The organism is Pseudomonas sp. AC016, from assembly GCF_979253365.1.
In genome coordinates, this window is record NZ_CEEDCC010000001.1 from 3731906 (window position 1) to 3754847 (window position 22942).

The 22942-nt window shown below is 58.0% G+C and carries 22 protein-coding genes and 1 pseudogene; 8 read left to right on the forward strand and 15 right to left on the reverse strand.

Features of this window, described 5'->3' with window-relative positions; all coding sequences use genetic code 11:
- Positions 1-43 precede the first annotated feature (43 nt).
- Complete coding sequence (locus tag AC0IXS_RS16850; protein ID WP_057409712.1) at positions 44-556, forward strand: dihydrofolate reductase; 513 nt, start codon at positions 44-46, stop codon at positions 554-556.
- Between the two features lie 181 nt (positions 557-737).
- Complete coding sequence (locus AC0IXS_RS16855) at positions 738-1796, forward strand: HAD family hydrolase (RefSeq protein WP_471825215.1); 1059 nt, start codon at positions 738-740, stop codon at positions 1794-1796.
- A 402-nt stretch (positions 1797-2198) separates the two neighbouring features.
- Here AC0IXS_RS16855 and ilvD read toward each other — a convergent pair whose 3' ends face one another.
- Positions 2199-4046: a dihydroxy-acid dehydratase gene (gene ilvD / locus AC0IXS_RS16860; RefSeq protein ID WP_057409731.1), complete on the reverse strand. Its 1848-nt coding sequence runs from the start codon at positions 4044-4046 to the stop codon at positions 2199-2201.
- 277 nt (positions 4047-4323) lie between these two features.
- Between ilvD and AC0IXS_RS16865 the strand changes: the two genes are divergently transcribed.
- On the forward strand, positions 4324-4782 hold the full coding sequence (locus AC0IXS_RS16865) for an REP-associated tyrosine transposase (protein ID WP_471825217.1): 459 nt from the start codon (positions 4324-4326) through the stop codon (positions 4780-4782).
- Between the two features lie 228 nt (positions 4783-5010).
- Here the strand turns inward: AC0IXS_RS16865 and AC0IXS_RS16870 are convergent, their stop codons facing one another.
- The 3 genes from AC0IXS_RS16870 to AC0IXS_RS16880 all read right to left on the reverse strand — a co-directional run bounded on the left by AC0IXS_RS16870 (position 5011) and on the right by AC0IXS_RS16880 (position 7586).
- The gene (locus AC0IXS_RS16870; RefSeq protein ID WP_043305753.1) at positions 5011-5526 is read right to left on the reverse strand and encodes a dermonecrotic toxin domain-containing protein; all 516 of its coding nucleotides are present in this window, start codon (positions 5524-5526) and stop codon (positions 5011-5013) included.
- Positions 5527-5768: 242 nt separating this feature from the next.
- On the reverse strand, positions 5769-6965 hold the full coding sequence (locus AC0IXS_RS16875) for a class I SAM-dependent rRNA methyltransferase (RefSeq protein WP_004884429.1): 1197 nt from the start codon (positions 6963-6965) through the stop codon (positions 5769-5771).
- A gap of 81 nt (positions 6966-7046) precedes the next feature.
- Complete coding sequence (locus AC0IXS_RS16880; protein ID WP_043305755.1) at positions 7047-7586, reverse strand: type 1 glutamine amidotransferase domain-containing protein; 540 nt, start codon at positions 7584-7586, stop codon at positions 7047-7049.
- A 236-nt stretch (positions 7587-7822) separates the two neighbouring features.
- On the opposite strand from AC0IXS_RS16880, the gene AC0IXS_RS16885 reads away from it, so the two are divergent.
- The 3 genes from AC0IXS_RS16885 (at position 7823) to AC0IXS_RS16895 (ending at position 9931) form a co-directional block, all read left to right on the forward strand.
- On the forward strand, positions 7823-8635 hold the full coding sequence (locus AC0IXS_RS16885) for an HDOD domain-containing protein (RefSeq protein ID WP_161987318.1): 813 nt from the start codon (positions 7823-7825) through the stop codon (positions 8633-8635).
- Positions 8636-8680: 45 nt separating this feature from the next.
- On the forward strand, positions 8681-9493 hold the full coding sequence (gene mutM / locus AC0IXS_RS16890) for a bifunctional DNA-formamidopyrimidine glycosylase/DNA-(apurinic or apyrimidinic site) lyase (RefSeq protein ID WP_004884425.1): 813 nt from the start codon (positions 8681-8683) through the stop codon (positions 9491-9493).
- 99 nt (positions 9494-9592) lie between these two features.
- Positions 9593-9931, forward strand: coding sequence for a hypothetical protein (locus AC0IXS_RS16895; RefSeq protein WP_057409734.1), 339 nt, complete (start codon positions 9593-9595; stop codon positions 9929-9931).
- Between the two features lie 7 nt (positions 9932-9938).
- Here the strand turns inward: AC0IXS_RS16895 and AC0IXS_RS16900 are convergent, their stop codons facing one another.
- The 3 genes from AC0IXS_RS16900 to AC0IXS_RS16910 form a co-directional block, all read right to left on the reverse strand.
- Positions 9939-10193 carry a YfhL family 4Fe-4S dicluster ferredoxin gene (locus AC0IXS_RS16900; RefSeq protein ID WP_004884423.1) on the reverse strand — a complete coding sequence of 85 codons (255 nt, stop codon included), beginning with the start codon at positions 10191-10193 and terminating at the stop codon, positions 9939-9941.
- A gap of 101 nt (positions 10194-10294) precedes the next feature.
- Positions 10295-10774, reverse strand: a complete 480-nt coding sequence (gene coaD / locus AC0IXS_RS16905) for a pantetheine-phosphate adenylyltransferase (RefSeq protein ID WP_004884422.1) — start codon at positions 10772-10774, stop codon at positions 10295-10297.
- 159 nt (positions 10775-10933) lie between these two features.
- Positions 10934-12361 (reverse strand): coniferyl aldehyde dehydrogenase, encoded by a 1428-nt coding sequence (locus tag AC0IXS_RS16910; RefSeq protein WP_471825222.1) that lies wholly within the window; start codon positions 12359-12361, stop codon positions 10934-10936.
- Between the two features lie 165 nt (positions 12362-12526).
- On the opposite strand from AC0IXS_RS16910, the gene AC0IXS_RS16915 reads away from it, so the two are divergent.
- Together AC0IXS_RS16915 and AC0IXS_RS16920 are read left to right on the forward strand one after the other, a co-directional pair.
- Complete coding sequence (locus AC0IXS_RS16915) at positions 12527-13189, forward strand: TetR/AcrR family transcriptional regulator (RefSeq protein ID WP_004884420.1); 663 nt, start codon at positions 12527-12529, stop codon at positions 13187-13189.
- 50 nt (positions 13190-13239) lie between these two features.
- On the forward strand, positions 13240-14097 hold the full coding sequence (locus AC0IXS_RS16920) for a sulfurtransferase (protein WP_057409736.1): 858 nt from the start codon (positions 13240-13242) through the stop codon (positions 14095-14097).
- Positions 14098-14107: 10 nt separating this feature from the next.
- Here the strand turns inward: AC0IXS_RS16920 and AC0IXS_RS16925 are convergent, their stop codons facing one another.
- From AC0IXS_RS16925 to AC0IXS_RS16960, 8 genes and pseudogenes are all read right to left on the reverse strand, one after another.
- A complete protein-coding gene (locus AC0IXS_RS16925; protein ID WP_122668654.1) occupies positions 14108-15154 on the reverse strand; it encodes a hydrolase in 1047 nt (348 codons plus the stop codon).
- Positions 15155-15279: 125 nt separating this feature from the next.
- A complete protein-coding gene (locus tag AC0IXS_RS16930) occupies positions 15280-15567 on the reverse strand; it encodes a HigA family addiction module antitoxin (protein ID WP_004884417.1) in 288 nt (95 codons plus the stop codon).
- 12 nt (positions 15568-15579) lie between these two features.
- The gene (locus tag AC0IXS_RS16935) at positions 15580-15858 is read right to left on the reverse strand and encodes a type II toxin-antitoxin system RelE/ParE family toxin (protein ID WP_057409737.1); all 279 of its coding nucleotides are present in this window, start codon (positions 15856-15858) and stop codon (positions 15580-15582) included.
- A gap of 313 nt (positions 15859-16171) precedes the next feature.
- Complete coding sequence (rsmD, locus tag AC0IXS_RS16940; RefSeq protein ID WP_057409738.1) at positions 16172-16756, reverse strand: 16S rRNA (guanine(966)-N(2))-methyltransferase RsmD; 585 nt, start codon at positions 16754-16756, stop codon at positions 16172-16174.
- Positions 16756-18219 carry a M16 family metallopeptidase gene (locus tag AC0IXS_RS16945; protein WP_471825225.1) on the reverse strand — a complete coding sequence of 488 codons (1464 nt, stop codon included), beginning with the start codon at positions 18217-18219 and terminating at the stop codon, positions 16756-16758. The genes rsmD and AC0IXS_RS16945 overlap by 1 nt, the downstream gene beginning before the upstream one ends.
- Positions 18216-19568, reverse strand: a complete 1353-nt coding sequence (locus AC0IXS_RS16950; RefSeq protein ID WP_004884410.1) for a M16 family metallopeptidase — start codon at positions 19566-19568, stop codon at positions 18216-18218. Before AC0IXS_RS16950 ends, AC0IXS_RS16945 begins: the two co-directional genes overlap by 4 nt.
- Before the next feature lie 394 nt (positions 19569-19962).
- Complete coding sequence (locus AC0IXS_RS16955) at positions 19963-21402, reverse strand: M16 family metallopeptidase (protein WP_057409898.1); 1440 nt, start codon at positions 21400-21402, stop codon at positions 19963-19965.
- Positions 21399-22679, reverse strand: a pseudogene (locus AC0IXS_RS16960) (M16 family metallopeptidase); the annotation flags it as partial. The gene AC0IXS_RS16955 and the pseudogene AC0IXS_RS16960, both read right to left, overlap by 4 nt.
- Between the last annotated feature and the right edge of the window lie 263 nt (positions 22680-22942).

A 22942-nucleotide genomic window follows, 5' to 3' on the forward strand; every position in this document is an offset into this window, starting at 1 on the left:
ACAGTTCAGTGGCTTGCTGCGTGTGCTCTGATATCCTCGCTCGATGAATACTCATCTCCCCCTCAGCCTGATTGCCGCCCTTGGTGAAAACCGAGTGATCGGTGTCGACAATTCCATGCCCTGGCATTTGCCGGGGGACTTCAAATACTTCAAGGCGACGACCCTCGGCAAGCCGATCATCATGGGCCGCAAGACCTGGGACTCGCTGGGCCGTCCACTGCCGGGGCGCCTGAATCTGGTGGTCAGCCGCCAGACAGACCTTCAGCTTGAGGGTGCCGAGGTTTTTGCTTCGCTGGACGCCGCTGTGGCGCGTGCCCAGCAGTGGGCGCACGAGCAGGGCGTCGATGAAGTCATGCTGATAGGCGGTGCGCAATTGTACGCCCAGGGTCTGGCTCAGGCGGATCGTTTGTATCTGACGCGTGTGGCGTTGAGTCCGGAAGGCGATGCCTGGTTTCCCGAGTTCGATCAGACGCAGTGGAAGCTGGTTTCCAACACTGAAAACCCTGCTGTCGAAGACAAGCCCGGCTACAACTTCGAAGTGTGGGAACGGGACTGAACCATCAGCGATGATGCGACAGCAAACAAAATGTCACAAAACTGTCGTTTTTGGGTTTGCTGTCGTGATCAATGGGGTAAATGACGTCTTCTGACGCCTCAAAGGTCGTTCGCGCACTTTCGCGTTCATAATATTTTGTTACGGTCTGACCCTTCGAATTTTTGAGAAGGGGACTTCGCTCATGAAACTCGCGCCAAAAATGCTGTTTGCTGCACTTTGTGTCGGGCTGGCCAGCCAGGCTTTTGCCGCCACCGAATTGAAGCATTGGCCCGAGCCCGCCGCGAAAGCACTCGATGCGATGATCGCCGCCAACGCCAACAAGGGTAACTACGCAGTCTTTGACATGGACAACACCAGCTACCGCTTCGACCTCGAAGAGTCGCTGTTGCCGTACATGGAAAATAAAGGCCTGATCACCCGGGAGAAGCTTGATCCTTCCCTGAAACTGATGCCGTTCAAAGACACCGCCGAGCACAAGGAAAGCCTGTTCAGTTACTACTACCGCCTCTGCGAGGTCGACGACATGGTCTGCTATCCATGGGTCGCCCAAGTGTTTTCCGGTTTCACCCTGAAGGAACTCAAAGGCTATGTGGATGAGCTGATGGCACTCGACAAGCCGATCCCTGCGACCTACTACGACGGCGATACCGTCAAACAGCTGAATGTCGAACCGCCCCGCGTGTTCACCGGGCAGACCGAGCTGTACAAGAAGCTGATGGAAAACGGTATCGACGTCTATGTGATGACCGCAGCCTCCGAAGAGCTGGTGCGTATGGTCGCCTCCGATCCCAAGTACGGCTACAACGTCAAGCCAGAGAACGTGATCGGCGTGTCGCTGCTGCTCAAGGACAGGAAAACCGGTGACTTGACCACGGCGCGCAAACAGATCACGGCTGGCAAATATGATGCGAAAAGCAACATGGGCCTGGAGCTGACACCTTACCTGTGGACACCTGCGACCTGGATGGCTGGCAAACAGGCGGCCATCCTGACCTACATCGATGAATGGAAAAAACCGGTGCTGGTGGGCGGTGATACCCCGACGAGCGACGGCTACATGCTGTTCCACAGCGTCGACGTCAGCAAAGGCGGCGTGCATTTGTGGATCAACCGCAAGGACAAATACATGACGCAGTTGAACGGCATGATGAAGAAGAACGCCAAAGCCCAGGCCAAGGAAGGGCTGCCGGTAACTGCCGACAAGAACTGGGTGATCGTCAAGCCGGACGAGATTCAGTGAGGAATACGATGATGATCGTCCCCACGCTCTGCGCTCAGCGTTATACACAAGTCCGCAAGACGCGCAAAACGGGGGCCTAAACGAAAGTGACTGACTGAATGCATACCCCGTGGGAGGCGGCTTGCCGGCGATGGCGCCAGTTCAGTCACTGACAGGTCGCTTCAGAAAAAGCATCGCCGGCAAGCCGCCTCCCACAGTCCGTGGTCGCAGCAAGACTCGGGTATAACTCGGAGCACAAGCATGGGCATGATCGGCGTGCTTGAGATCACGCTGATCGTTCCTACGCTCCGCGTGGGAATGCCTCCCAGGACGCTCCGCGTCCGCTTTTAAGGGCACACGCGTTCCACTGGCCCAACAAAAAGCCCGGCATCTCTGCCGGGCTTTTTGCATTACCGATGCTGCTTAAGGCACCAGCTTGTCCAGCAACGCCTTGTCACGCACAGCGCCCTTGTCTGCACTGGTTGCCAACAGGGCGTAGGCCTTGAGGGCGGTGGTTACTTTGCGAGGGCGCGATTCGACCGGCTTCCAGCCTTTCTTGTCCTGCTCTGCACGGCGCTCGGCCATTTCCGCGTCGTCGATCAACAGGTTGATCGAGCGATTCGGAATGTCGATCAGTACCTTGTCGCCATCGCGCACCAGACCGATTGCGCCACCAGCAGCGGCTTCAGGCGATGCGTGGCCGATGGACAGACCCGAAGTGCCGCCCGAGAAGCGACCGTCGGTAAGCAGCGCACAATCCTTGCCCAGGCCTTTGGATTTCAGGTACGACGTCGGGTAGAGCATTTCCTGCATGCCCGGACCGCCTTTCGGGCCTTCGTAGCGGATGATCACGATATCGCCAGCCTTCACTTCGTCAGCGAGGATGCCGCGCACAGCGCTGTCCTGGCTTTCGAAAATCTTGGCATTGCCTTCGAACACGTGGATCGACTCATCGACACCTGCGGTTTTCACTACGCAGCCATCCAGTGCAATGTTGCCGTACAGCACGGCCAGGCCGCCTTCCTGCGAGTAAGCGTGCTCAACGCTACGGATGCAGCCGTTTTCACGGTCGTCATCCAGGCTCTCCCAGCGGGTCGACTGGCTGAACGCGGTTTGCGTGGGGATGCCTGCCGGGCCTGCCTTGAAGAAGGTGTGAACCGCTTCGTCGTCAGTCTGGGTGATGTCCCACTTCGCGATGCCCTCGGCCAGGGTCTTGCTGTGCACGGTCGGCAGGTCTGTGTGCAACAGACCGCCGCGCGCCAGTTCGCCGAGGATGCTGAAAATCCCGCCAGCACGGTGCACGTCTTCCATGTGGTACTTCTGGATGTTCGGCGCGACCTTGCAGAGCTGCGGCACCTTGCGCGACAGGCGGTCGATATGGCGCAGGTCGAAGTCGATCTCGGCTTCCTGAGCGGCGGCCAGCAAGTGCAGGATGGTGTTGGTCGAGCCGCCCATGGCGATGTCCAGCGTCATGGCATTCTCGAACGCCTTGAAGTTGGCGATGTTGCGCGGCAGCACCGAGTCATCGTTTTGGGTGTAGTACTGTCTGCACAAGTCGACAATGGTGCGGCCCGCCTGCAGGAACAGTTGCTCACGGTCACTGTGAGTGGCGAGCGCGGAACCGTTGCCCGGCAACGCCAGACCCAGTGCTTCGGTCAGGCAGTTCATCGAGTTGGCGGTGAACATGCCCGAGCACGAACCGCATGTCGGGCATGCGCTGCGCTCGTATTCGGCGACTTTTTCGTCGCTGGCACTCGAGTCGGCGGCAATGACCATGGCATCGACCAGATCCAGACCATGGCTGGCCAGTTTGGTCTTGCCCGCTTCCATCGGTCCGCCGGACACGAAAATCACCGGAATGTTGAGGCGCAACGACGCCATCAGCATGCCAGGGGTGATCTTGTCGCAGTTGGAGATACAAACGATGGCGTCCGCGCAGTGGGCGTTGACCATGTATTCCACGGAATCGGCAATGATTTCGCGGCTCGGCAGCGAATACAGCATGCCGTCATGGCCCATGGCGATGCCGTCATCCACCGCAATGGTGTTGAATTCCTTGGCCACGCCACCGGCGCGTTCGACTTCGCGGGCTACCAGTTGACCCATGTCTTTCAGGTGCACGTGGCCCGGTACGAACTGGGTGAAGGAGTTGGCGATGGCGATGATCGGTTTCTTGAAATCTTCGTCCTTCATGCCCGTGGCGCGCCAGAGGGCACGAGCGCCGGCCATGTTGCGGCCGTGGGTGGACGTTTTCGAGCGGTAATCAGGCATTGGAGCACTCCGGCAAAAATAAGGCTGATCAGGAAGGGAGTGAGCTTCTATTGACGTCGCTCGCAGGCGGCAGTGACCGGATGCAGCGAAGAAACCGAAAACCACGGGATCACCGTGTACTCGGCCTGAGCTCATAAACCCGCCGGGGGATGACTGGCGATGAATAGGAGCGATTCTACACCGCTGGGGGCGCTGGCGGACATATTCGGAACAGGTAATCGGGAGGCTGAAGCCTTGGCTTTACTAAGCTAACGATCTCAGAAAAGGGAAGGTCGGGATGCTGATACCTAATCAAGGGTCAGATTTACGTAAAGGGCGCTTTTCAGAGTCTGGTCAGATCTATCTTCTGACCTCTGTTACTCATAGTCGTCGTCCTTTGTTTGACAATTGGCATTATGGCCGCCTGATGGTCGCAGAGTTTCAAAAAGCACAATATGACGGTTATGTCGTTACGCTCGCGTGGATTGTGATGCCTGACCATTTCCATTGGCTGGTCTCATTGAAGTCGGGCAGTCTGGGTATGCTGATGCGGCGTGTAAAGGGAGGTAGCTCAAGGGCAATCGTATCTGCTGGCGGCGGACCTTTGAAGGTTTGGCAAAAGGGATATCACGACAGGGCAATCAGGCGGGAAGAAGATGTGTTGAAGGCCGCAAGGTACATAGTTGCGAATCCGTTGAGGACGGGCCTTGTAACCAACGTGGGCGATTACCCTTTCTGGGACGCTGTCTGGCTTTGAGGTTGTTTTTTGGCACAGCGTTGTCGCACAGCAAACATTGTTCCGTAGGAGCGCGCTTGCCCGCGATCGGGGCACGCGGTCTTTCAGCCATATTGCGTCATCGTTCATCGCGGGCAAGCGCGCTCCTACAAAGCAGATGCGTATAGAAGATCTTAATTTTCAATTTCAATAAGAAGCCGCTGACAGAACCCTGTCAGCGGCTGTTACATCAAGGTCGATAACAGGCAATCAACGATTCACAATCGCCTGAATCTGATGCAGGTAGGTTTCGCCATCAACTGTTTGCAGGGCCAGTGCGCTTTTGTTCCAAGCGGAAGGCAGACGAGTGATTTCTTCGAAATAATCCGCTACCTGACCACGTTGATCTTCAGGCACCAGGTCCAGCATGTATTCCAGACCACCCGGTTTGCCCAGGAATTCACCCAGTACATAACCGGTGCGAGTCCAGTCATGGTTCTCATGGAAAATGCGATCGGTTGGAGCGGCAGGCTGCTCAGGCACATAAAGAATGTGCTGGCCTTCCGGGCCGCGGATCACAAACAGGCGGATCAGAGTGGCACCGCCGTGAAGCGGCATAACGAAACGACCGATGGTGATGCCGTCTTCATCGGAGGCGACTGGAGCATTGATGACTCGCTGGATAAGGTCTGCGCCTTCCGGAGAAAGCAGGCCTTTGGACAGCTGGTCAGCAGACATCCTGTTCAAGTCGTCGCGGATGTAGTCAACGTATTTAGAGTCAGTCATGATTTAAATCCATTTAAATTAAACAAAGTCCATTTTGAGTGTTGTCCTGATTCGCATCTTGTTGGTGTTTGCTTACAGGACGGTGACAATTTATCAGTGCGCAAAGACGACGTGCGATACATGTTTATCGCATCTGAGGAGGGGTGTATCGAGATGTTTTTTCAATGGCGGGCGATCAGCTCAAGACAGGCTTGAGCTGACATCGTGCACCGGGTCGGAGTAGAGCCGACCCGGTCAGTCGATCAACTGTTGGGCAACAGTCGGCAGGTGATGCTCTTGATATAACGTGTTTCTGCAATTGCAGGGTGCACCGGATGATCCGGGCCCTGGCCACCACGTTCCAGCAGCTGAATATTGCGGTCCAGATGGCGGGCGCTGGTCAGCAGGATGTTTTGCAGGTCGTCCTCCGGCAGGTGCATCGAGCACGAGGCGCTGACCAGAATGCCGTCCTTGGTGAGCAGGCGCATGGCTTGCTCGTTCAGGCGACGGTAGGCACCTTCGCCATTTTTCATGTCCTTCTTGCGCTTGATGAACGCAGGCGGGTCGGCCACGATCACGTCGAAACGCTCTTCGCTTGCCTTCAACTCTTTAAGCGCCTCGAATACATCACCTTCGATGCAGGTCAGCTTCTCGGCAAAACCGTTCAGGGCGGCATTGCGCTCCACGCCGTCGAGGGCAAAGGAGGACGCATCGACGCAGGTGACGTCGCTGGCACCGAAGGCAGCAGCCTGAATCCCCCAGCCGCCGATGTAGCTGTAAAGGTCCAGCACGCGCTTGCCTTTGACGTAAGGTGCCAGGCGCGCACGGTTCATGCGGTGATCATAGAACCAGCCGGTCTTCTGGCCGGCCATGACCGGCGCTTCGAATTGCACGCCGTTTTCTTCCAGCGCGACCCACTCCGGAACCAGACCGAACACGGTCTCGACATAGCGATTCAGGCCTTCGGCATCGCGGGCGGCCGAGTCGTTCTTGAACAGGATGCCGCTTGGCTTGAGCACCTGGACCAATGCAGCAATCACGTCGTCCTTATGGTGTTCCATGGTGGCCGAGGCCATTTGCACGACGAGGATGTCACCGAAACGATCCACCACCAGACCCGGCAGCAGGTCCGAGTCGCCGTAGACCAGACGATAGAAAGGTTTGTCGAACAGGCGATCACGCAGCGACAGCGCCACGTTCAGGCGGTGAACCAGCAGTGACTTGTCCAGCGGCAACTTGACGTCGCGCGACAGCAGGCGGGCGCAGATCAGGTTGTTGGGGCTCATGGCGACGATGCCCAGCGGCTTGCCGCCGGCGGCTTCAAGAATGGCTTGATCGCCAGCCGCAAACCCGTGAAGAGGGGTGGCGGCTACATCGATTTCATTGCTGTAGACCCACAGATGACCGGCGCGCAGGCGACGGTCGGCGTTGGCTTTGAGGCGCAAGCTAGGCAGGGACATGACGTCGCTCCGGAAAAAAGAGCGGGATTATAGCGCGTCATCCCGGTTGCGCGCCGGGATGACGAGAATTAACACCGCCGTTTATGCCGACAGCGCTTCAATCAGCTTGCTATTGAATGCCGGTATGTCATCGGGCTGGCGGCTGCTGATCAGCTTGCCGTCGGTGACCACTTCCTGGTCAACCCAGTTGGCGCCAGCATTCACCAGATCGTCTTTCAATGTCTTGAAGCTGGTCATGGTCTTGCCTTTGACCAGGCCTGCAGAGATCAGCAACCAGCCGCCATGGCAGATAACCGCCAGCGGTTTGCCGGATGCGCTGGCATCCTTGACGATCTGCTGAGCGTCGCTGTCCAGACGGATGGTGTCGGAATTCTGCACGCCGCCCGGCAGAACGATGCCATCGTAATTGCTCGCGTTGGCAGCCTTGAAGGTGCCGTCCACCTGAAAGTCGTCAGCCGGTTTGTCGTGATTCCAGCCTTTGACGTTGCCGTCCTGGCTGGAAAGGATTTCTACGGTGGCACCCGCTTGCTCAAGAGCTTCCTTTGGGCCGGTCAGTTCTACCTGCTCGAAACCATCCGTTACAAGAATTGCGATGCGTTTACCATTCAGTGCGTTTGACATGGGTCCTCCAGTCTCGTGCCTAGGGATGGCGCATTGCTGGCCTTTGTGAGGCCAAGCCTGCGTCGGTTACACAGAGTCCGAAGCTGTCTGTAAGCCAAAGTTCCGGGAAAATCAGCAACGAAGGTGATGGACCGTTGCCTGATGAGCGGGCAGAATCCCGTTATGCCTTCGAGTAAAGACCTATGCCTCCAGAGCTAACTTCCGAGCAGATCCAGCAAGCGTTGCAGGGCATCAGTGTGCCCCCGCAGCCGCAGATCATGGTGGATCTGCAGATGGAACAGTACATGCCAGACCCTGATCTGGGCGTGATTGCGCGGCTGATCGCTCAGGATCCGGGCCTGTCCGGGGCGCTGCTGAAAATCGTCAACTCGCCTCATTACGGCCTGTCCAACAAGATCGCCTCGATCCAGAAGGCGGTAAATCTGCTGGGCAGTCGCACCGTCATCAACCTGATCAATGCCCAGTCGATCAAGGGTGAGATGAGCGATGAAACCATCGTGACCCTCAACCGTTTCTGGGACACCGCTCAGGACGTGGCGATGACCAGTCTGACGTTGGCCAAGCGGATCGGCTCGCAGGCTGTGGATGAATCCTACGCCTTGGGTCTGTTTCATGACTGTGGCATTCCGCTGATGATCAAGCGTTTCCCTGACTACATGACTGTGCTTGAAAGCGCCTATGCCAATGCCGGGCCTGAAAGCCGTGTGGTGGATACCGAAAACACGGCGTTCGACACCAACCATTCGGTGGTCGGTTATTACACGGCCAAGTCATGGCGACTGCCGGATCATGTCACCGAAGCCATTGCCAATCATCACAACGCCCTGACGATCTTCCAGGACGACTCCAGCCGTAATGCGGCACTCAAGAACCTGCTGGCCCCTTTGAAGATGGCCGAACACATCTGCCAGTCCTATCGCGTGCTCGGCAATCAGGATGAGGATCACGAATGGGAAAGCATCGGTGCACTGGTGCTGGACTACGTCGGCCTTTCCGGATACGACTTTGAATACCTGAGGGAAAGCATCCGCGAGCTGGGCGCGCACTGATACTGCTCATCGCCCGTTTTTCCTTTCCGCACGACCGAGTTATCCATGCCTGAATTACCAGAAGTCGAAACCACCCGACGCGGCATCGCGCCCCATCTCGAAGGGCAGCGCGTCAGCCGCGTGATCGTGCGCGACAGCCGTCTGCGCTGGCCGATCCCCGAAGACCTCGATATCCGCCTTTCCGGGCAGCGCATCGTTCAGGTCAATCGCCGCGCCAAGTACCTGTTGATCCAGGCGGAGGTCGGGACCCTGATCAGCCATCTGGGCATGTCGGGCAACCTGCGTCTGGTCGAGGCCGGGCTGCCCGCGCTCAAGCATGAACACGTGGACATTGAACTGGAGTCGGGCCTGGCCTTGCGTTACACAGACCCTCGACGCTTCGGTGCGATGCTCTGGAGTCTCGATCCGCATGCGCACGAGCTGTTGATTCGTCTGGGGCCGGAGCCGCTTACCGACCTGTTCGATGGCGAGCGTCTCTATGAGCGCTCCCGAGGCAAGTCGATTGCGGTGAAGCCCTTCATCATGGATAACGCGGTGGTTGTCGGCGTAGGCAATATCTATGCGACCGAAGCGCTGTTTGCTGCCGGGATCGACCCGCGCCGCGAGGCGAAGAGTATTTCCCGGGCGCGTTACCTGAAGCTCGCGATTGAGATCAAGCGCATTCTGGCCTATGCAATCGAGAGGGGAGGCACCACGCTGCGCGACTTCATCGGTGGCGATGGCAAGCCGGGTTACTTCCAGCAGGAATTGTTTGTGTACGGGCGCGGCGACCAGCCGTGCAAGGTATGCGGCACCACATTGCGTGAAATCAAACTGGGTCAGCGCGCGAGTGTGTACTGCCCGAAGTGTCAGCGCTGACAGCAGAACAAGGTCTGAAACATCAGGGCCACTTGCTTAACCCCCATCGCTGTTTATAGTGATGGGCAGACCCTTACGCCACGCCTGAAGGACCACGCTATGAGCCCGTTTCGTATTCTTGCTGCCATGCTGGCGCTGTTCTTCGGCCTGCAGGCTTTGCCCGCCGTTGCAGCGGAAGTCGCCGAAGGCAGCGGAAACCCGGTCTACACCATCCAGAACCCGCCCGTGTTCGCCATGGTGGGCGATCTGCTCATCGCGCGACCGCTGTTGATTGCTGCCACCGTGATCGGAACAGGTCTGTTCGTGATAGCAGCGCCGTTTGCGGCCGCAGGCGGAAACTTCAAGGCGACCGCCAAGGCACTGGTAGTCGACCCTGGCAAGTCGGCTTTCGTGCGTTGTCTGGGGTGTACGGGCGATGGTTATGGCAAGCAGCAGTAAACGTTGATCAAACCACTTTGCTGGTAATGATCCGATACTTGTCCATCAGCTGTTCCTTGCTCTCGACGTGATTTTCATCCAGAGGGATGCAGTCCACAGGACAGACCTGCTGACATTGGGGTTCGTCGTAGTGGCCCACGCATTCGGTGCACAGGTTCGGATTGATTACGTAGATCTCCTCGCCTTGTGAAATCGCCTCGTTCGGGCACTCGGGTTCGCAGACGTCGCAGTTGATGCAATCGTCGGTGATGATAAGGGACATGAAATGCTCCTGCCGCGGCCGACGCCGGGGCACATGAAAACCAATGCCGCGAATTGTGCCGCATTAGTCCTCAGGTTGCACCTGCACGTTCCTGCGATGTGTTATCGCTTGAACCGCTGAGTCAGTGCTTCGGCGACTGCAGGATGCACAAATTTGGTGATATCGCCGCCCAACGCCGCGATTTCACGCACCAACGTCGAGGAAATGAACGAGTAGCGCTCCGATGGCGTGAGAAACAGACTCTCGACGTCCGGTGCCAGCTGGCGGTTCATGTTTGCCAGTTGGAACTCATATTCGAAATCCGACACAGCGCGCAGGCCGCGCAGAAAAACGTTGGCGTTCTGTTCCTTGGCAAAGTGCGCGAGCAGCGTCGAAAAGCCTACGACTTCCACATTCGGCAAGTGTTTGGTGACCTCGCGGGCCAGCTCAACGCGTTGTTCCAGAGGAAACAACGGGTTTTTCTTCGGGCTGGCGGCAACGGCAATGACCACTTGATCGAACAGGCGCGAGGCTCGCTCGACCAGATCTCCATGGCCCTTGGTAATAGGGTCGAAGGTGCCTGGGTACAACACTCGGTTCATCGCGTCGTCCTGGTCGGAGTCCGTTGTGGGACTCGGATGGTATCGCAGCCTTTCCGATGGGCCAAGCCGCGCAGCGGGCATCAAAGGTCGTATTGCGCCGATTATCGGCCATTTTCGGCTCAAAAAGCCCTGTTTACAGGCTTGCAGTGCTTTTTTTGATCAGCGCAAAAAGAGTTTATAAACCCAGCGTTGAATCGCACGTCCGTATGGCGGATAAATCAGTCGCGCCGCGTTGATGCGCTGTTTGACGAACACGCCCTTGGCCTGGCTGAACGTCATGAAGCCTTCATGACCATGGTAATGGCCCATGCCTGAAGACCCGACACCGCCGAACGGCAAATCGTCCTGAGCCGCGTGCATCAAGGTGTCATTGAGCGACACGCCTCCGGAATGGGTTCGCTCCAGCACCTGCTGCTGTTCTGCCTTGTTGTAGCCGAAGTAGTAAAGCGCCAGCGGGCGAGGGCGTTGATTGATGTAGGCGTAGGCATCTTCGATGTTTCTGTATGGCACAACAGGCAGCAGGGGGCCGAAAATCTCGTCCTGCATGACCAGCATCTCGTCACTGACGTTCAACAGCACGCTGAACGGCATTCGCCGACCCTGGCCTTGGTCATAAAGTGGGATAAGGGTTGCGCCTTTACTGACGGCATCTTCCTGATAGCGGGTCAGCCGGTCGAATTGGCGCTGATTGATGATCGATGTGTAATCCGGGTTATCGATCAGCGTCGGATAAAAGCGTTTGACCGCCTGCCGGTAGGTGTCGACGAACCCGGCCAGACGCTCCTCTGGCACCAGCACGTAATCGGGCGCGATGCAGGTCTGGCCTGCATTAAGTGTCTTGCCAAAAGCGATACGCTCGGCGGCGTCTTCAAGGGGGACGTCATGGGACACGATAGCGGGCGACTTGCCGCCCAGTTCCAATGTGACCGGTGTCAGGTTTTCGGCCGCTGCCCGCATCACGTGCCTGCCGACGCTGGTCGCGCCGGTAAACAGCAGATGGTTGAATGGCAGGCGCGAAAACGCCATGCCGACCTCGGCTTCGCCCTGCACGATGGTGATCAGGTCTTCGGGAAATGTCAGGGCGAACAGACGCTTGAGCAGTGCGCCGGTGGTAGGTGCCGACTCGCTCAGTTTCAGCATCACCCGGTTGCCTGCCGCCAACGCGCCGATCAGCGGGCCTATGGCCAGAAACAGCGGGTAATTCCACGGCACGATGACACCGATCACGCCCAGCGGTTGGTAGACGACCTTGGCAGAGGCTGGCTGGAACGCCAGGCCCACGTGGCGTGGCGAGGATTTCATCCAGCGTTTCAGGTGCCTGCGTGCATCGCGGATCCCCAGCAGGCTCGGCAGCAACTCGGCCAGCAGCGTTTCATCGGCGCTGCGATGGCCGAAATCCTGATCGATGGCCTCGATCAGCTCCTGCTTATGGATGCTGATCATCTTTTCCAGGTGTTTGAGCCATTGCAGACGCTGCCCCGGAGGCGGCATCGGGTTGGCCGAAAAGGCGCGCTGCTGCGCCGCAAAGGCTGCATGCATTGACTGGAGCGCCTGCTCATCCTGATGAAGAGTGTTTTCCGCCAGCATGGTCGCTTCCGGTGAGTAATTAACGGGAATTTCTAGAGTCATTACTCTATAAAGTCAACATTTGCATGAACGATAGCTGGCAATCAGAGCGCGTGATATTCGCCGATGATGCGCTTGCGCTACTATCGGCAACATCTCATCAGTACTCGAGCGGTTCAGGCAAGCATGGCACCACGCACTAAAACCCGTGAGCGTATCGTTCAGGTCAGCCTCGAGCTGTTCAATCAGCAAGGCGAGCGCAATGTGACGACCAATCACATTGCGGCCCACATGGAGATTTCGCCGGGCAACCTCTATTACCACTTCCCCAACAAGCAGGCGATCATCGCCGAGCTGTTCGGTCAGTACGAGGCGTTGGTAAAAAGCTTCCTGATGCCCACCCAGGATCGCCTGCCAAGCATCGAGGACAAGCGCGATTATTTTCTGGCGATACTCGATGGCATGTGGCGCTACCGTTTTCTGCACCGTGATCTGGAGCATCTGTTGGGTGCCGATCCCGAGCTGGCGGCGCGCTATCGATCGTTTTCCCAGCGCTGCCTGGTTCAGGCGATGGCTATCTATCGAGGTTTCATCGACGCAGGCATTCTGCAGATGGATGAGTCGCAGATTGAATGGACCAGCCTCAATACCTGGATTGTGCTGACGTCATGGGTGCGCTTTCTGTGTACGGCGCGGGAAAATTCCGAACATTTGAACGAAGACGCCATTCGACGCGGTGTCTATCAAGTGCTTATGCTGGAGTCAGGCTTCATCGCACCGCAGGCTCGTGAGGCATTCGATGCGTTGTGTCAGGCGTTTCACGCGCCGTTGCACAAGGTGCTGGTATGAGTGCGAAGTGAGGTGCCTGATTATCCGGTTTTCTGTCACAGGAGTTTGTCATGTCCATCGCGCAACTGATTGGTCCTGAACAGCTGGCGGCACGTCAGCAAAGGCCAGGGCTGGTGATTCTCGATTGCAGGTTCGCTCTGGAAGACTCGGATTACGGGCAGCGAAGTTATGCACAGGGCCATATCGAAGGCGCCCGTTTTGCAGACTTGAACCGTGACCTCAGCAGTCCGGTCGTCAAGGGCAGGACTGGCCGCCACCCGCTGCCAGACTCCGACACGCTGGTGGAGCGTCTCCGGGCATGGGGCATCAGCAATGACAGCGATATCGTGCTCTACGACGACGGCCCCGGCATGTACGCCGCTCGCGCATGGTGGCTGTTGGCATGGCTGGGCAAGTGCGAGGGCGTGTACCTGCTCGACGGTGGCCTCAAGGCCTGGCATGCGGCAGGGCTGCCGCTGAGTCTGGATGCGCCGGGCGGCGAGCCAGGAGATTTCACTGGCGAGCCGGACATGTCGCTGGTGCTCAGTGCCAGTCGTCTGCAGGGGCGTCTCGGTCGTCCGGAAATGACGCTGATCGACGCCCGTGCCGAAGCCCGCTTTCGGGGCGAAGTCGAACCGATCGATCCGGTCGCCGGGCATATCCCCGGTGCGCAGTGTGTGGCGTTCAACGAGAACCTTGGGCCTGACGGACGTTTTCTGCCGCCCGAGCAGCTCAAACAGCGGTTCGCCGACAAACTGCAAGGTCGACCTGTGGAAAGTCTGGTGTCTTATTGCGGATCTGGCGTCACGGCCTGCCACAATCTGTTCGCCTTGTGTCTGGCGGGTTATCCACTGGGAACGCTGTATGCAGGATCGTGGAGTGAGTGGATCGTTGATCCCGAGCGCGAAGTGGCCACTGGAGCAGGCTGAGCCTGCTCCTTCAGTTCGTGTAGGGGTTGTCGCGTTCGTGGGCGATGCCCAGCCATAGCGGAATCCGCCGCTCAAGGTAATAACCGGGGGTGCGCAGCGAGCCATCGACGAATCCCACATGTCCTCCCTTCGCCTGCAGCTCGAACTCTGTGCAGGATGAAAGTTCTTCAGGGTCAGGCAGGCTGTGCGGGAACACGAAGGGGTCGTCTGCTGACTGAATGATCAGCGTCGGCGTCTGAATCTGCCCCAGGTAATAGCGGCTCGAGGCCTTGCGGTAATAGTCCTGGGCATCGGTAAAGCCGTGCAGTGGCGCCGTTACCCGACCATCAAAATCCCAGAAGGTACGCATGTTTTCCAGTGAACCCAGTGCCGCCAGCTCGGCAAGGCCCTCACTGAGCCCTTCGCTCTGGAAGCGGGTCTGCTTGTCACGAATGTAAGCCAGCATCTCGCGCATGAAATGCCGCTGGTAGACCCGTGAAAATCCCTGCCCGATGCGATTGGCGCACTCGTCCAGCCGGAACGGCACGGAGACGGCCACAGCACCCAGCAACTCGCTGTTCGCACCCGACTCGCCCAGATACTTGAGCAGCACATTGCCGCCCAGTGAATAGCCCACCGCGTACAGTGGCGCGAGAGGGCGCAACGACCGCAGGTGCGCAATCACTTCCGCCAGGTCTTCGCTGGCCCCCGAGTGGTAGCTGCGCGACAGCAGGTTCGGCTCGCCCGAGCAGCCGCGCCAGTTCAATGCCACACTCGCCCAGCCTTGCGTCGCCAGCGCCTTTTGCAGTCCCGCCACATACGGCGAGTTCGACGAGCCAGTCAGGCCATGCAGCACCAGCACCAGTGGTGCATCGACCTGATGCGGCCCGTGCCAGTCCATGTCGAGAAAGTCCCCGTCCTTCAGCCACATCCGCTCACGCGTACGCGCCAGCAACGTCCGCTTGCGCCACAACGGCCCCCACAGGGTCTGCAGATGCGGATTGCCCAGGCCGGATGCCGGTACGAATGGATTGACATGAAAACGAGAGGTGGGGCTGTTAGGCACGGTCTTGCTCATCGATGAATTCAGTGGCTGACAGGTTGTACGTTGCCACTAAGTGGCACGGGATGTAAGAGGGGGTTGGTCGAGTGGTTCGATAATGGGAATTGAACGTCACGCAATCATCTGATAGCCGGTGGCGTTCAACTGATTCTGGCGTATGGCTGTATAGGCGGCTGCTCTCGATGCTCGGCTTGCCATAAATCGTAGTCTGCCTGGATGCCCAGCCAGAGGCGCGCGCTACTGATACCGGCCCGCTCAAGCCTCACAGCCAGATCCGGACTTACGGGCGCATGCCCATGCAGAATCCTCGATAGAGTTTCTCTGGCGAACCCGAGATGGCTCGCAAATTCTGTGATAGTGGTTTCCAGACCCGGTATCACCTCTTCGAGCAGAATTTCGCCCGGATGGGGGGGGTTGAACATTTCCATATGGACCTCCTTTCAGTGGTAATCCAGATAGTCGACCAATTCGACATCTGTTCCTGCGAAACGAAAAATCACTCGCCAATTGGCATTGATGGTGATTGACCAGAATCCGGACAGGTCGCCTTTGAGTGGATGAAGGCGCCAGCCAGGAATATTGACGTTGTCCGGCGTTGACGCGTGGTTCAACAGTGTCAAAACGTGAGCAATACGCCTGGAATGATCTGCGCGGATTCCACTCGTAGAGCCGGTTTCAAAAAAGGTTTTTAGTCCTTTATGGTTCCAGCTGATGATCAATGCGCCATTGTGATGCGATACATCACGCTCCGCAATTGGCGTGCGAATGATCTGCTTGTTACATCCATATCCAGCCCTCGCTTATCGTTCAAACCTGTAATGGTGGAGGGGGATATGACTATAAAATGCGATGGCGGATCAACGAATCCGGTGTAGGGTGATTCCCTGATTTGTGTAAGTGGCGCTTAGATCCGCTTCACAAGACATACTCAGCCTTTCCATGCAAAGCAGTGTGTTGCTCTGTCCACTCCGGTTGCGAGAACGCAGTCCTCGAAGTGGACTTTCCCAAGAGAGGCAACGAGATCTAAAATCCTTATCCCCGTTGCCAAAGCGCGTAGTGCACCTGACCGGCCTTTTTCTCGCGATGCAGCCGCCAGGAGCCCGGCAGGCCGGTGGTCGAGGGCGGCGTTTCGCTTTCGGTGTAGATCCAGGCGTGATCCGCCAGCCAGCCGCGGGTTTCCAGCAGGTTGCAGGCCGAGGCCAGCAGGCCCTGGTGGAAGGGCGGGTCGAGGAACACCACATCGAACGGCGATGCCTCGGCGGTTTCCAGGTGGCGCAGTGCATCGGTCTGGGAAACCTGGCCGGTGGTGCAGTTCAGTGCGGTCAGGTTCTGGCGCAGGCTGGCGATGGCCGTGGCGTTGCTGTCCAGCGCCAGGCCCATGCTTGCACCGCGGGACAGCGCTTCGAAATACAACGCGCCACTGCCGGTAAATACATCCAGCACCCTGGCTCCCGCGATATAAGGCGCCAGCCAGTTGAAAAGGGTTTCGCGCACGCGATCAGGTGTCGGGCGCAGGCCGGGGGCGTCGGGGAAGGTCAGTTTGCGACTGCCCCATTCGCCGCCGATGATACGAAGCTGACCCAGGCCGTTATGGCCCTTCGGACGTGGATTGGCCATCAGTGCTCTGGAACCCCGGCAGGTTGACGAGTGGTTTTATCGGTCGGCGCAGGCAGTTCTTTCTGCGCCACGGTCGGGCCGACGGTCACGATTACCATCTTGTCGACATCCAGGTGCTTGCTCATGGCGGCCTTGACCTGCTCGACGGTCACGCCTTGGGCGGCGGTCATGTAGTCCTCGAGGTAGGTCAGCGGCAGATCATAGAAGCCGATGGCGCCCAGTTGAGCAACAATGGCGGAGTTGCTGGCGGCGGTCAGCGGGAAGCTGCCGGTCAGTTCGCGCTTCACGTCGTCGAGTTCTTTCTGGGTCGGACCGTTGGCGAGGAAGTCCTTCACGATGCTCTGTACCAGCTTCAAGGTGTTTTCATTCATCTCGGCGCGGGTCTGCAGGTTGATCATGAACGGCCCTTGAGCCTGCATGGCACTGAAGCCGGACGAAACGCCATAGGTCAGACCGCGCTTTTCGCGCACTTCGGTCATCAGGCGACTGCCAAAACCGCCGCCGCCAAGGACCGAGTTGCCGACGGTCAGTGCGGCATAGTCCGGGTCGGTACGCGTGATGCCCAGCTGGGCCAGCATCAGCAGCGTCTGGTTGGAGGGAAATTCGATGTGCGTGACACCCGCCTTGGGTTCGACCGGGTCGGCAACTTTCGCCAGTGCCGGGCCTTTTGGCAGCGCCGCCGAAACTTCTGCAGCAACGGCCTGGGCTTCTTCCTTCGAAAGATCACCTACCAGCGCGATTACCGCATTGCCAGCCGCATAGCCTTTTGCATGGAACGCCTTGAGCTGAGCCAGGGTGATGGCGTTGATGCTTTTGGCGTCGCCATCGCTCGGGTGCGCGTAGGGATGGTCGCCGTACAGCTTCTCGAACAGCGCCTTGCTGCCGATAGTGCCGGGGTTCTGCTTCTGGTACTCGAAACTGGCGCTCAACTGGTTCTTGATGCGGGCCAGCGAGTCGGCTGGAAAGGTTGGCTTGCCGACGACTTCACTGAACAGCTTCAAGGCAGGCTCACGCTTGTCGGGTGCGCTCAGGCTGCGCAGCGAGGTGACGGCCATGTCGCGATAGGAACCGTTTTGGAACTCGGCGCCCAAGCCTTCGAAGCCTTGGGCGATAGCGCTGACGTCCTTGCCTTTGACGCCTTCGTTGAGCATGGCGTTGGTCAGCAGGGCGATGCCGGGAGTCTTCTCATCCTGGCTGCTGCCTGCGGCGAAGATCAGGCGCATGTCGATCATCGGCAGTTCGCGGGATTCGACGAACAGCACTTTGGCGCCTTCGGCAGTGTTCCAGGTCTGGATGTTCAGCGCGCGGCGAGCGGGCGCCTTGCCATCCAGTTCCTTGAGCGTTTGCAGGTTGCTGCCCAGTGGCTGTGCGGCAGTTTCATCCGCCATGACAGGCTGGACGATGAAGGTACTGGCCAGGATCAGGCCAAGCAGCGCATGACGTGGAGCGTTGCGCTTGATCATTTGGCTTTCTCCTCAGGCAGAACGTGCGCGATGCTGAGGCGCTCGCGAGTGAAATAGGTGTTGGCAGCTTTCTGGATGTCCTGGGGCGTCACGCTCTGCAGGGCTTCCAGTTCTCCGTCCATCAGTTTCCAGGACAGGCCGACGGTTTCCAATTCGCCAATCATGGTCGCCTGACTGGTGATCGAATCGCGCTCGTAGACCACGCCTGCAATGACCTGCGCCCGGACACGTTCCAGCTCTTCAGCGGAAGGTGCCTTGGTTTTCAGGTCGTCCAGCAGGCGCCAGATACCGGCTTCAGCATCGGCCAGGGTTTTCTTCTTCTGGGCGTTGGGGGTGGCGCTGATCATGAACAGGCTGTCCCCACGGGCAAAGGCGTCATAGCGCGATGATGCCGCTGACACCACTTCTTCGCCGCGCTCCAGGCGCGATGGAATGCGCGCGCTGTAACCGCCGTCGAGCAGTGCTGCGATCAGGCGCAGTGCATTGACCGAGCGTTGATCTTCCGCCGTGGCCACGCTGGGCACGTTGAAGCCGTAAAGCAGGCTCGGCAGTTGGGTTTTGACATGCAGGGTAATCTTGCGCTCACCGGGCTCGGCCAGTTCAAGCGGTTTTTTGGACGGCGGCACGTCACGACGCGGGACGGGGCCGAAGAAGCGTTCAGCCAGGGCCTTGACCTCATCCGGCTTGACGTCGCCGACCACCACCAGTGTGGCGTTGTTCGGTGCGTACCAGGCTTCGTACCAGTGACGCAATTCCTCGACCTTCATGCGCTCAAGGTCTGCCATCCAGCCGATGGTCGGTGTGTGATAGCCGCTGGCCGGGTAGGCCAGCGCGTTGAAGCGTTCCAGTGCCTTGCCCAGCGGCTTGTCATCAGTGCGCATGCGGCGCTCTTCCTTGATGACTTCGATCTCGCGGCTGAACTCGTCGGGCGGCAGCTTAAGGGTCGCCATGCGGTCGGCTTCAAGTTCCAGCGCGACGGCCAGGCGATCACTGGCCAGGACCTGATAATAGGCGGTGTAATCATTGCTGGTGAACGCGTTCTCTTCTGCGCCCAGATCGCGCAGGATCAGCGAAGACTCGCCCGGTCCGGTCTTGCTGCTGCCTTTGAACATCATGTGTTCCAGGGCATGGGACAGACCGGTCTGGCCAGGCGTCTCGTAGCTTGAGCCGACCTTGTACCATATCTGGGATACCACCACAGGCGCACGGTGGTCTTCGCGGACAATGACCTTGAGGCCATTGTCGAGGGTGAATTCATGAGTCGGTTGCGGATCGGCGGCCAATGCTGTCAGCGGCAAACAGATTGTGCTGAACAGCAGGCCTGCAGCACGGCGGGCTAGAACATTCATTCGTGGTTTGAACCTGTAGGACGGCCTGCGTGAACTTGGCGTCGGCAGGCGCGGGGGTATTAGGATACTGGTCCGTTCGCATGAGAAACAGCCTTCACAGGCCAAATGCGAGTGAAGCGTGTTTGAAGCGAAGCTGAAAGATAGCCGTAGAAGGGGCTGCCCCGTGAGCAGGCAGCCCGGAATGTAGCTTTTTTTGCATGTCAGAATCTTTCAGGGTCGCTCTGTTGGCGTGCGGCAATCTGATTCTGAATGAGGCTGGGGTGGAGAAAGCCCAGCGCCAGTTTCCATCAGATTGCTGGTTCAGGTCAGCAACCTGATGGAAAGGGTAAGACCAGTTAGACAGCCTCATATCTCTATAGCTGTCAGTGCGCTTTGACGCTGACTGTTTGAGACGTCAGCCGTTCTGTGTCGGTACAGGCAGCTCTTCCTGCGGCACAGTCGGGCCTACCGTAACCACAATCATGTTGTCAGCACTCAGGTGCCTGCTCATGGCCGTCCTTACCTGCTCGACCGTCAACTCCCGGATGGCTGTCATGTAGCCATCGAAGTGTGAAAGAGGAAGGTCGTAGAAAGCAATGTCGGCCAGTCTGGCAACGATCGCACCGTTGCCAGCTACCTGCAGTGGGAAGCTGCCGGTGATTCCGAGTTTGACGTCATCCAGTTCTTTCTGGGTCGGTCCATTGGCCAGGAAGTCGCGCACAATCTCCTGAACCAGCTTCAAGGTGTTTTCACTCATCTCGGCGCGGGTCTGCAACTCGATCATGAAAATGCCAGGGGCTCTCTTGGTAAGGAAACTGGACCAGACGCCGTAGGTCAGGCCGCGCTTTTCACGTACTTCTGTCATCAGGCGGCTGCCGAAACCGTTGCCGCCCAGTATCGAATTGGCCGCCATCAGCGCGGCATAGTCAGTGTGGTTACGCGCTATGCCCGACTGGCCCAGCAAAATCTGCGTCTGGCTGGAAGAAAATTCGAAATGCGTCGAACCTGCCTTGGATTTGACAGGATCGCCAGCCTTCGTCAGTGCGGGACCCTTTGGCAGCGAGGCTGAAACCTGGGCCGCGATAACCTCGGCTTCTTCTCTGGAGGCATCCCCCATCATGGCGATCACCGCATTGCCAGCGGCATAGGCCTTGGCATGAAATGCCTTTAATTGCTCTGCAGTTATTGCAGTGATGCTTTTTTCAGTACCGTCGGTTCGATGGGCGTAGGGGTGATCACCGTAAATGTTCTTGTAAAGCTCATCCCAGGCAATGGAACGGTGCTCCAGCTTCTCATTCTTGATACGTGTGAGCATCTGGCTCTTCAGGCGCGTCAACGAATCGCTAGGGAAGCCAGGTTTGCCGATGATTTCGTTGAAGAGTTTCAAGGCCGGTTCAAGCTTTTCCGCCGCACTCAGGCTGCGCAGACAAACCGTGGCTTTGTCATGATAGGGCCCAGCGTCAAACTGAAACTTGGCTCCAAGACCCTCAAAGATCCGGGCGATTTCGCTGGAGTCCTTGCCGTCGACGCCTTCTTTGAGCATGTAATTGGTCATTGCGGCAATGCCCGGTGTCTCGTCATCCTGGCCACTGCCTGCTGCGAAGGTCAGAATCAGGTCGAACATCGGCAGTTCGTTGGCCTTCACGAACAGTACTTTGACACCTTCTGCGGTGTTCCAGCTCTGGATATTCAACGCGCGACGAGCTGACTTATTGCGATCGAGTTCCTTGAGTGTCTCTAGTTTGCTACCCAGAGGCTGTCTGGTTGCATCGCCGTCCATGGCGGGTGGAGAGATGAAGGTTCCGGCAGGAATCAGGCCGGGCAGCGTCTGTTGTGGAGCGTTGTGCTTGATCATTGGGCTTTCTCCTCAGGCAGCACATGCGCGATGCTGAGGCGCTCGCGGATAAAGTAGGTGTTGGCGGCATTCTGGATGTCCTGCGGCGTCACGTTCCGGAGGGATTCCAGCTCGTCGTCCATCAATTTCAAGGGCAGACCGATCGTTTCAAGTTTGCCGAGTGTGGTGGCCTGGCTGCTTATCAAGTCACGCTCGTAAACCAGGTTTGCAATAACCTGTGCCAGGACACGTTCAAGCTCATCAGTGGATGGTGGCGTGGTCTTCAGATCATCCAATAGGCGCCAGATGCCTGCCTCGACATCAGACAGGGTTTTCTTCTTCTGGATGTTGGGGATGGCGCTGATCGTGAACAGACTGTCGCCCCGAGTAAACGCGTCGTAGCTTGAAGAGGCTGCGGACACCAGTTCTTCTCCACGTAAAAGTTGTACTGGAAGACGTGTGCCGTTACCACCGCTCAGCAATGCTGCAATCATGCGCAGGGCGCAGGCCGAGCGCTGATCTTCAGCTGTGACGAGGCCAGGCACATTGAAGCCATAAAACAGCCTGGGCAGCGGGGTGTCGAGAAGCAGGGTGATCTTGCGCTCGCCCGGTTCTGCAAGTTCCAGCGGTCTTTTCGACGGCTGCACCTCGCGGCGAGGAATGGGGCCGAAAAAACGTTCTGCCAGTGACTTGACTTCGTCCGGCTGAACGTCACCTACCACCACCAGCGTGGCGTTGTTAGGCGCGTACCAGGTTTCATACCAGTGACGCAGTTCCTCGACCTTCATGCGCTCAAGGTCAGCCCTCCAGCCAATGGTCGGGTTGTGATAGCCGCTGGTGGGAAAGGCGAGAGCGTTGAAACGCTCCAGGGCCCTGGCCTTCGGAACGTCATCGGTGTTCCGGCGCCGTTCTTCCTTGATGACTTCGATTTCGAGGCTGAACTCGTCGGCTGGCAACGTGAGGGTTGCCATGCGATCTGCTTCCAGCTCCAGCGCTACGCTCAGGCGATCACAAGCCAGCTCCTGGTAGTAGACGGTGTAGTCGGCACTGGTAAACGCGTTCTGTTCGGCACCGAGGCTGCGCAGGATCAGCGAAGACTCGCCTGGCCCGGTTTTGCTGCTGCCTTTGAACATCATGTGCTCAAGGGCGTGGGACAGACCGGTCTGCCCCGGCATTTCGTAGCTGGAACCCACTTTGTACCAGATCTGGGAAATGACAACGGGCGCGCGGTGGTCTTCGCGGACAATGACCTTGAGGCCGTTGTCGAGGGTGAATTCGTGAGTGGGTTGCGGATCGCCGATCGAGGGCGCCGCCGGTAAAGTGCTGCGGGTTGAAATATTCATCCGTGAATATGAACCTGTGTTGTACGCCCTGCCTGAACTTAGCGTCGGCAGGCGCGAGGATGTTAGGATAATGGTGTGTTTCGTGAGAAACAGCCTTCACCTGTTAAATGCGAGTGAAACCTGCTTGAAACGAAGCTGAACCATATCCCAACAAGGGGCTGCGAAGTGAACACGCGGTCCTAAATGCAGTCTGTTTTTACTGTCAGAATTTTCCGGAT

Bases quoted from the DNA above. Each gene is read 5' to 3' on its own strand.
- AC0IXS_RS16895 (WP_057409734.1), top strand. From the start codon at position 9,593: ATGAGCCCGTTTCGTATTCTTGCTGCCATGCTGGCGCTGTTCTTCGGC.
- AC0IXS_RS16865 (WP_471825217.1), top strand. From the start codon at position 4,324: ATGCTGATACCTAATCAAGGGTCAGATTTACGTAAAGGGCGCTTTTCA.
- AC0IXS_RS16955 (WP_057409898.1), bottom strand. From the start codon at position 21,402: ATGATCAAGCACAACGCTCCACAACAGACGCTGCCCGGCCTGATTCCT.
- ilvD (WP_057409731.1), bottom strand. From the start codon at position 4,046: ATGCCTGATTACCGCTCGAAAACGTCCACCCACGGCCGCAACATGGCC.
- AC0IXS_RS16915 (WP_004884420.1), top strand. From the start codon at position 12,527: ATGGCACCACGCACTAAAACCCGTGAGCGTATCGTTCAGGTCAGCCTC.
- AC0IXS_RS16880 (WP_043305755.1), bottom strand. From the start codon at position 7,586: ATGTCAAACGCACTGAATGGTAAACGCATCGCAATTCTTGTAACGGAT.
- AC0IXS_RS16910 (WP_471825222.1), bottom strand. From the start codon at position 12,361: ATGCTGGCGGAAAACACTCTTCATCAGGATGAGCAGGCGCTCCAGTCA.
- AC0IXS_RS16870 (WP_043305753.1), bottom strand. From the start codon at position 5,526: ATGACTGACTCTAAATACGTTGACTACATCCGCGACGACTTGAACAGG.
- AC0IXS_RS16855 (WP_471825215.1), top strand. From the start codon at position 738: ATGAAACTCGCGCCAAAAATGCTGTTTGCTGCACTTTGTGTCGGGCTG.
- AC0IXS_RS16920 (WP_057409736.1), top strand. From the start codon at position 13,240: ATGTCCATCGCGCAACTGATTGGTCCTGAACAGCTGGCGGCACGTCAG.
- AC0IXS_RS16900 (WP_004884423.1), bottom strand. From the start codon at position 10,193: ATGTCCCTTATCATCACCGACGATTGCATCAACTGCGACGTCTGCGAA.
- coaD (WP_004884422.1), bottom strand. From the start codon at position 10,774: ATGAACCGAGTGTTGTACCCAGGCACCTTCGACCCTATTACCAAGGGC.
- AC0IXS_RS16950 (WP_004884410.1), bottom strand. From the start codon at position 19,568: ATGAATGTTCTAGCCCGCCGTGCTGCAGGCCTGCTGTTCAGCACAATC.
- rsmD (WP_057409738.1), bottom strand. From the start codon at position 16,756: ATGGCCAATCCACGTCCGAAGGGCCATAACGGCCTGGGTCAGCTTCGT.
- AC0IXS_RS16850 (WP_057409712.1), top strand. From the start codon at position 44: ATGAATACTCATCTCCCCCTCAGCCTGATTGCCGCCCTTGGTGAAAAC.
- AC0IXS_RS16925 (WP_122668654.1), bottom strand. From the start codon at position 15,154: ATGAGCAAGACCGTGCCTAACAGCCCCACCTCTCGTTTTCATGTCAAT.
- AC0IXS_RS16875 (WP_004884429.1), bottom strand. From the start codon at position 6,965: ATGTCCCTGCCTAGCTTGCGCCTCAAAGCCAACGCCGACCGTCGCCTG.
- AC0IXS_RS16945 (WP_471825225.1), bottom strand. From the start codon at position 18,219: ATGATCAAGCGCAACGCTCCACGTCATGCGCTGCTTGGCCTGATCCTG.
- mutM (WP_004884425.1), top strand. From the start codon at position 8,681: ATGCCTGAATTACCAGAAGTCGAAACCACCCGACGCGGCATCGCGCCC.
- AC0IXS_RS16930 (WP_004884417.1), bottom strand. From the start codon at position 15,567: ATGGAAATGTTCAACCCCCCCCATCCGGGCGAAATTCTGCTCGAAGAG.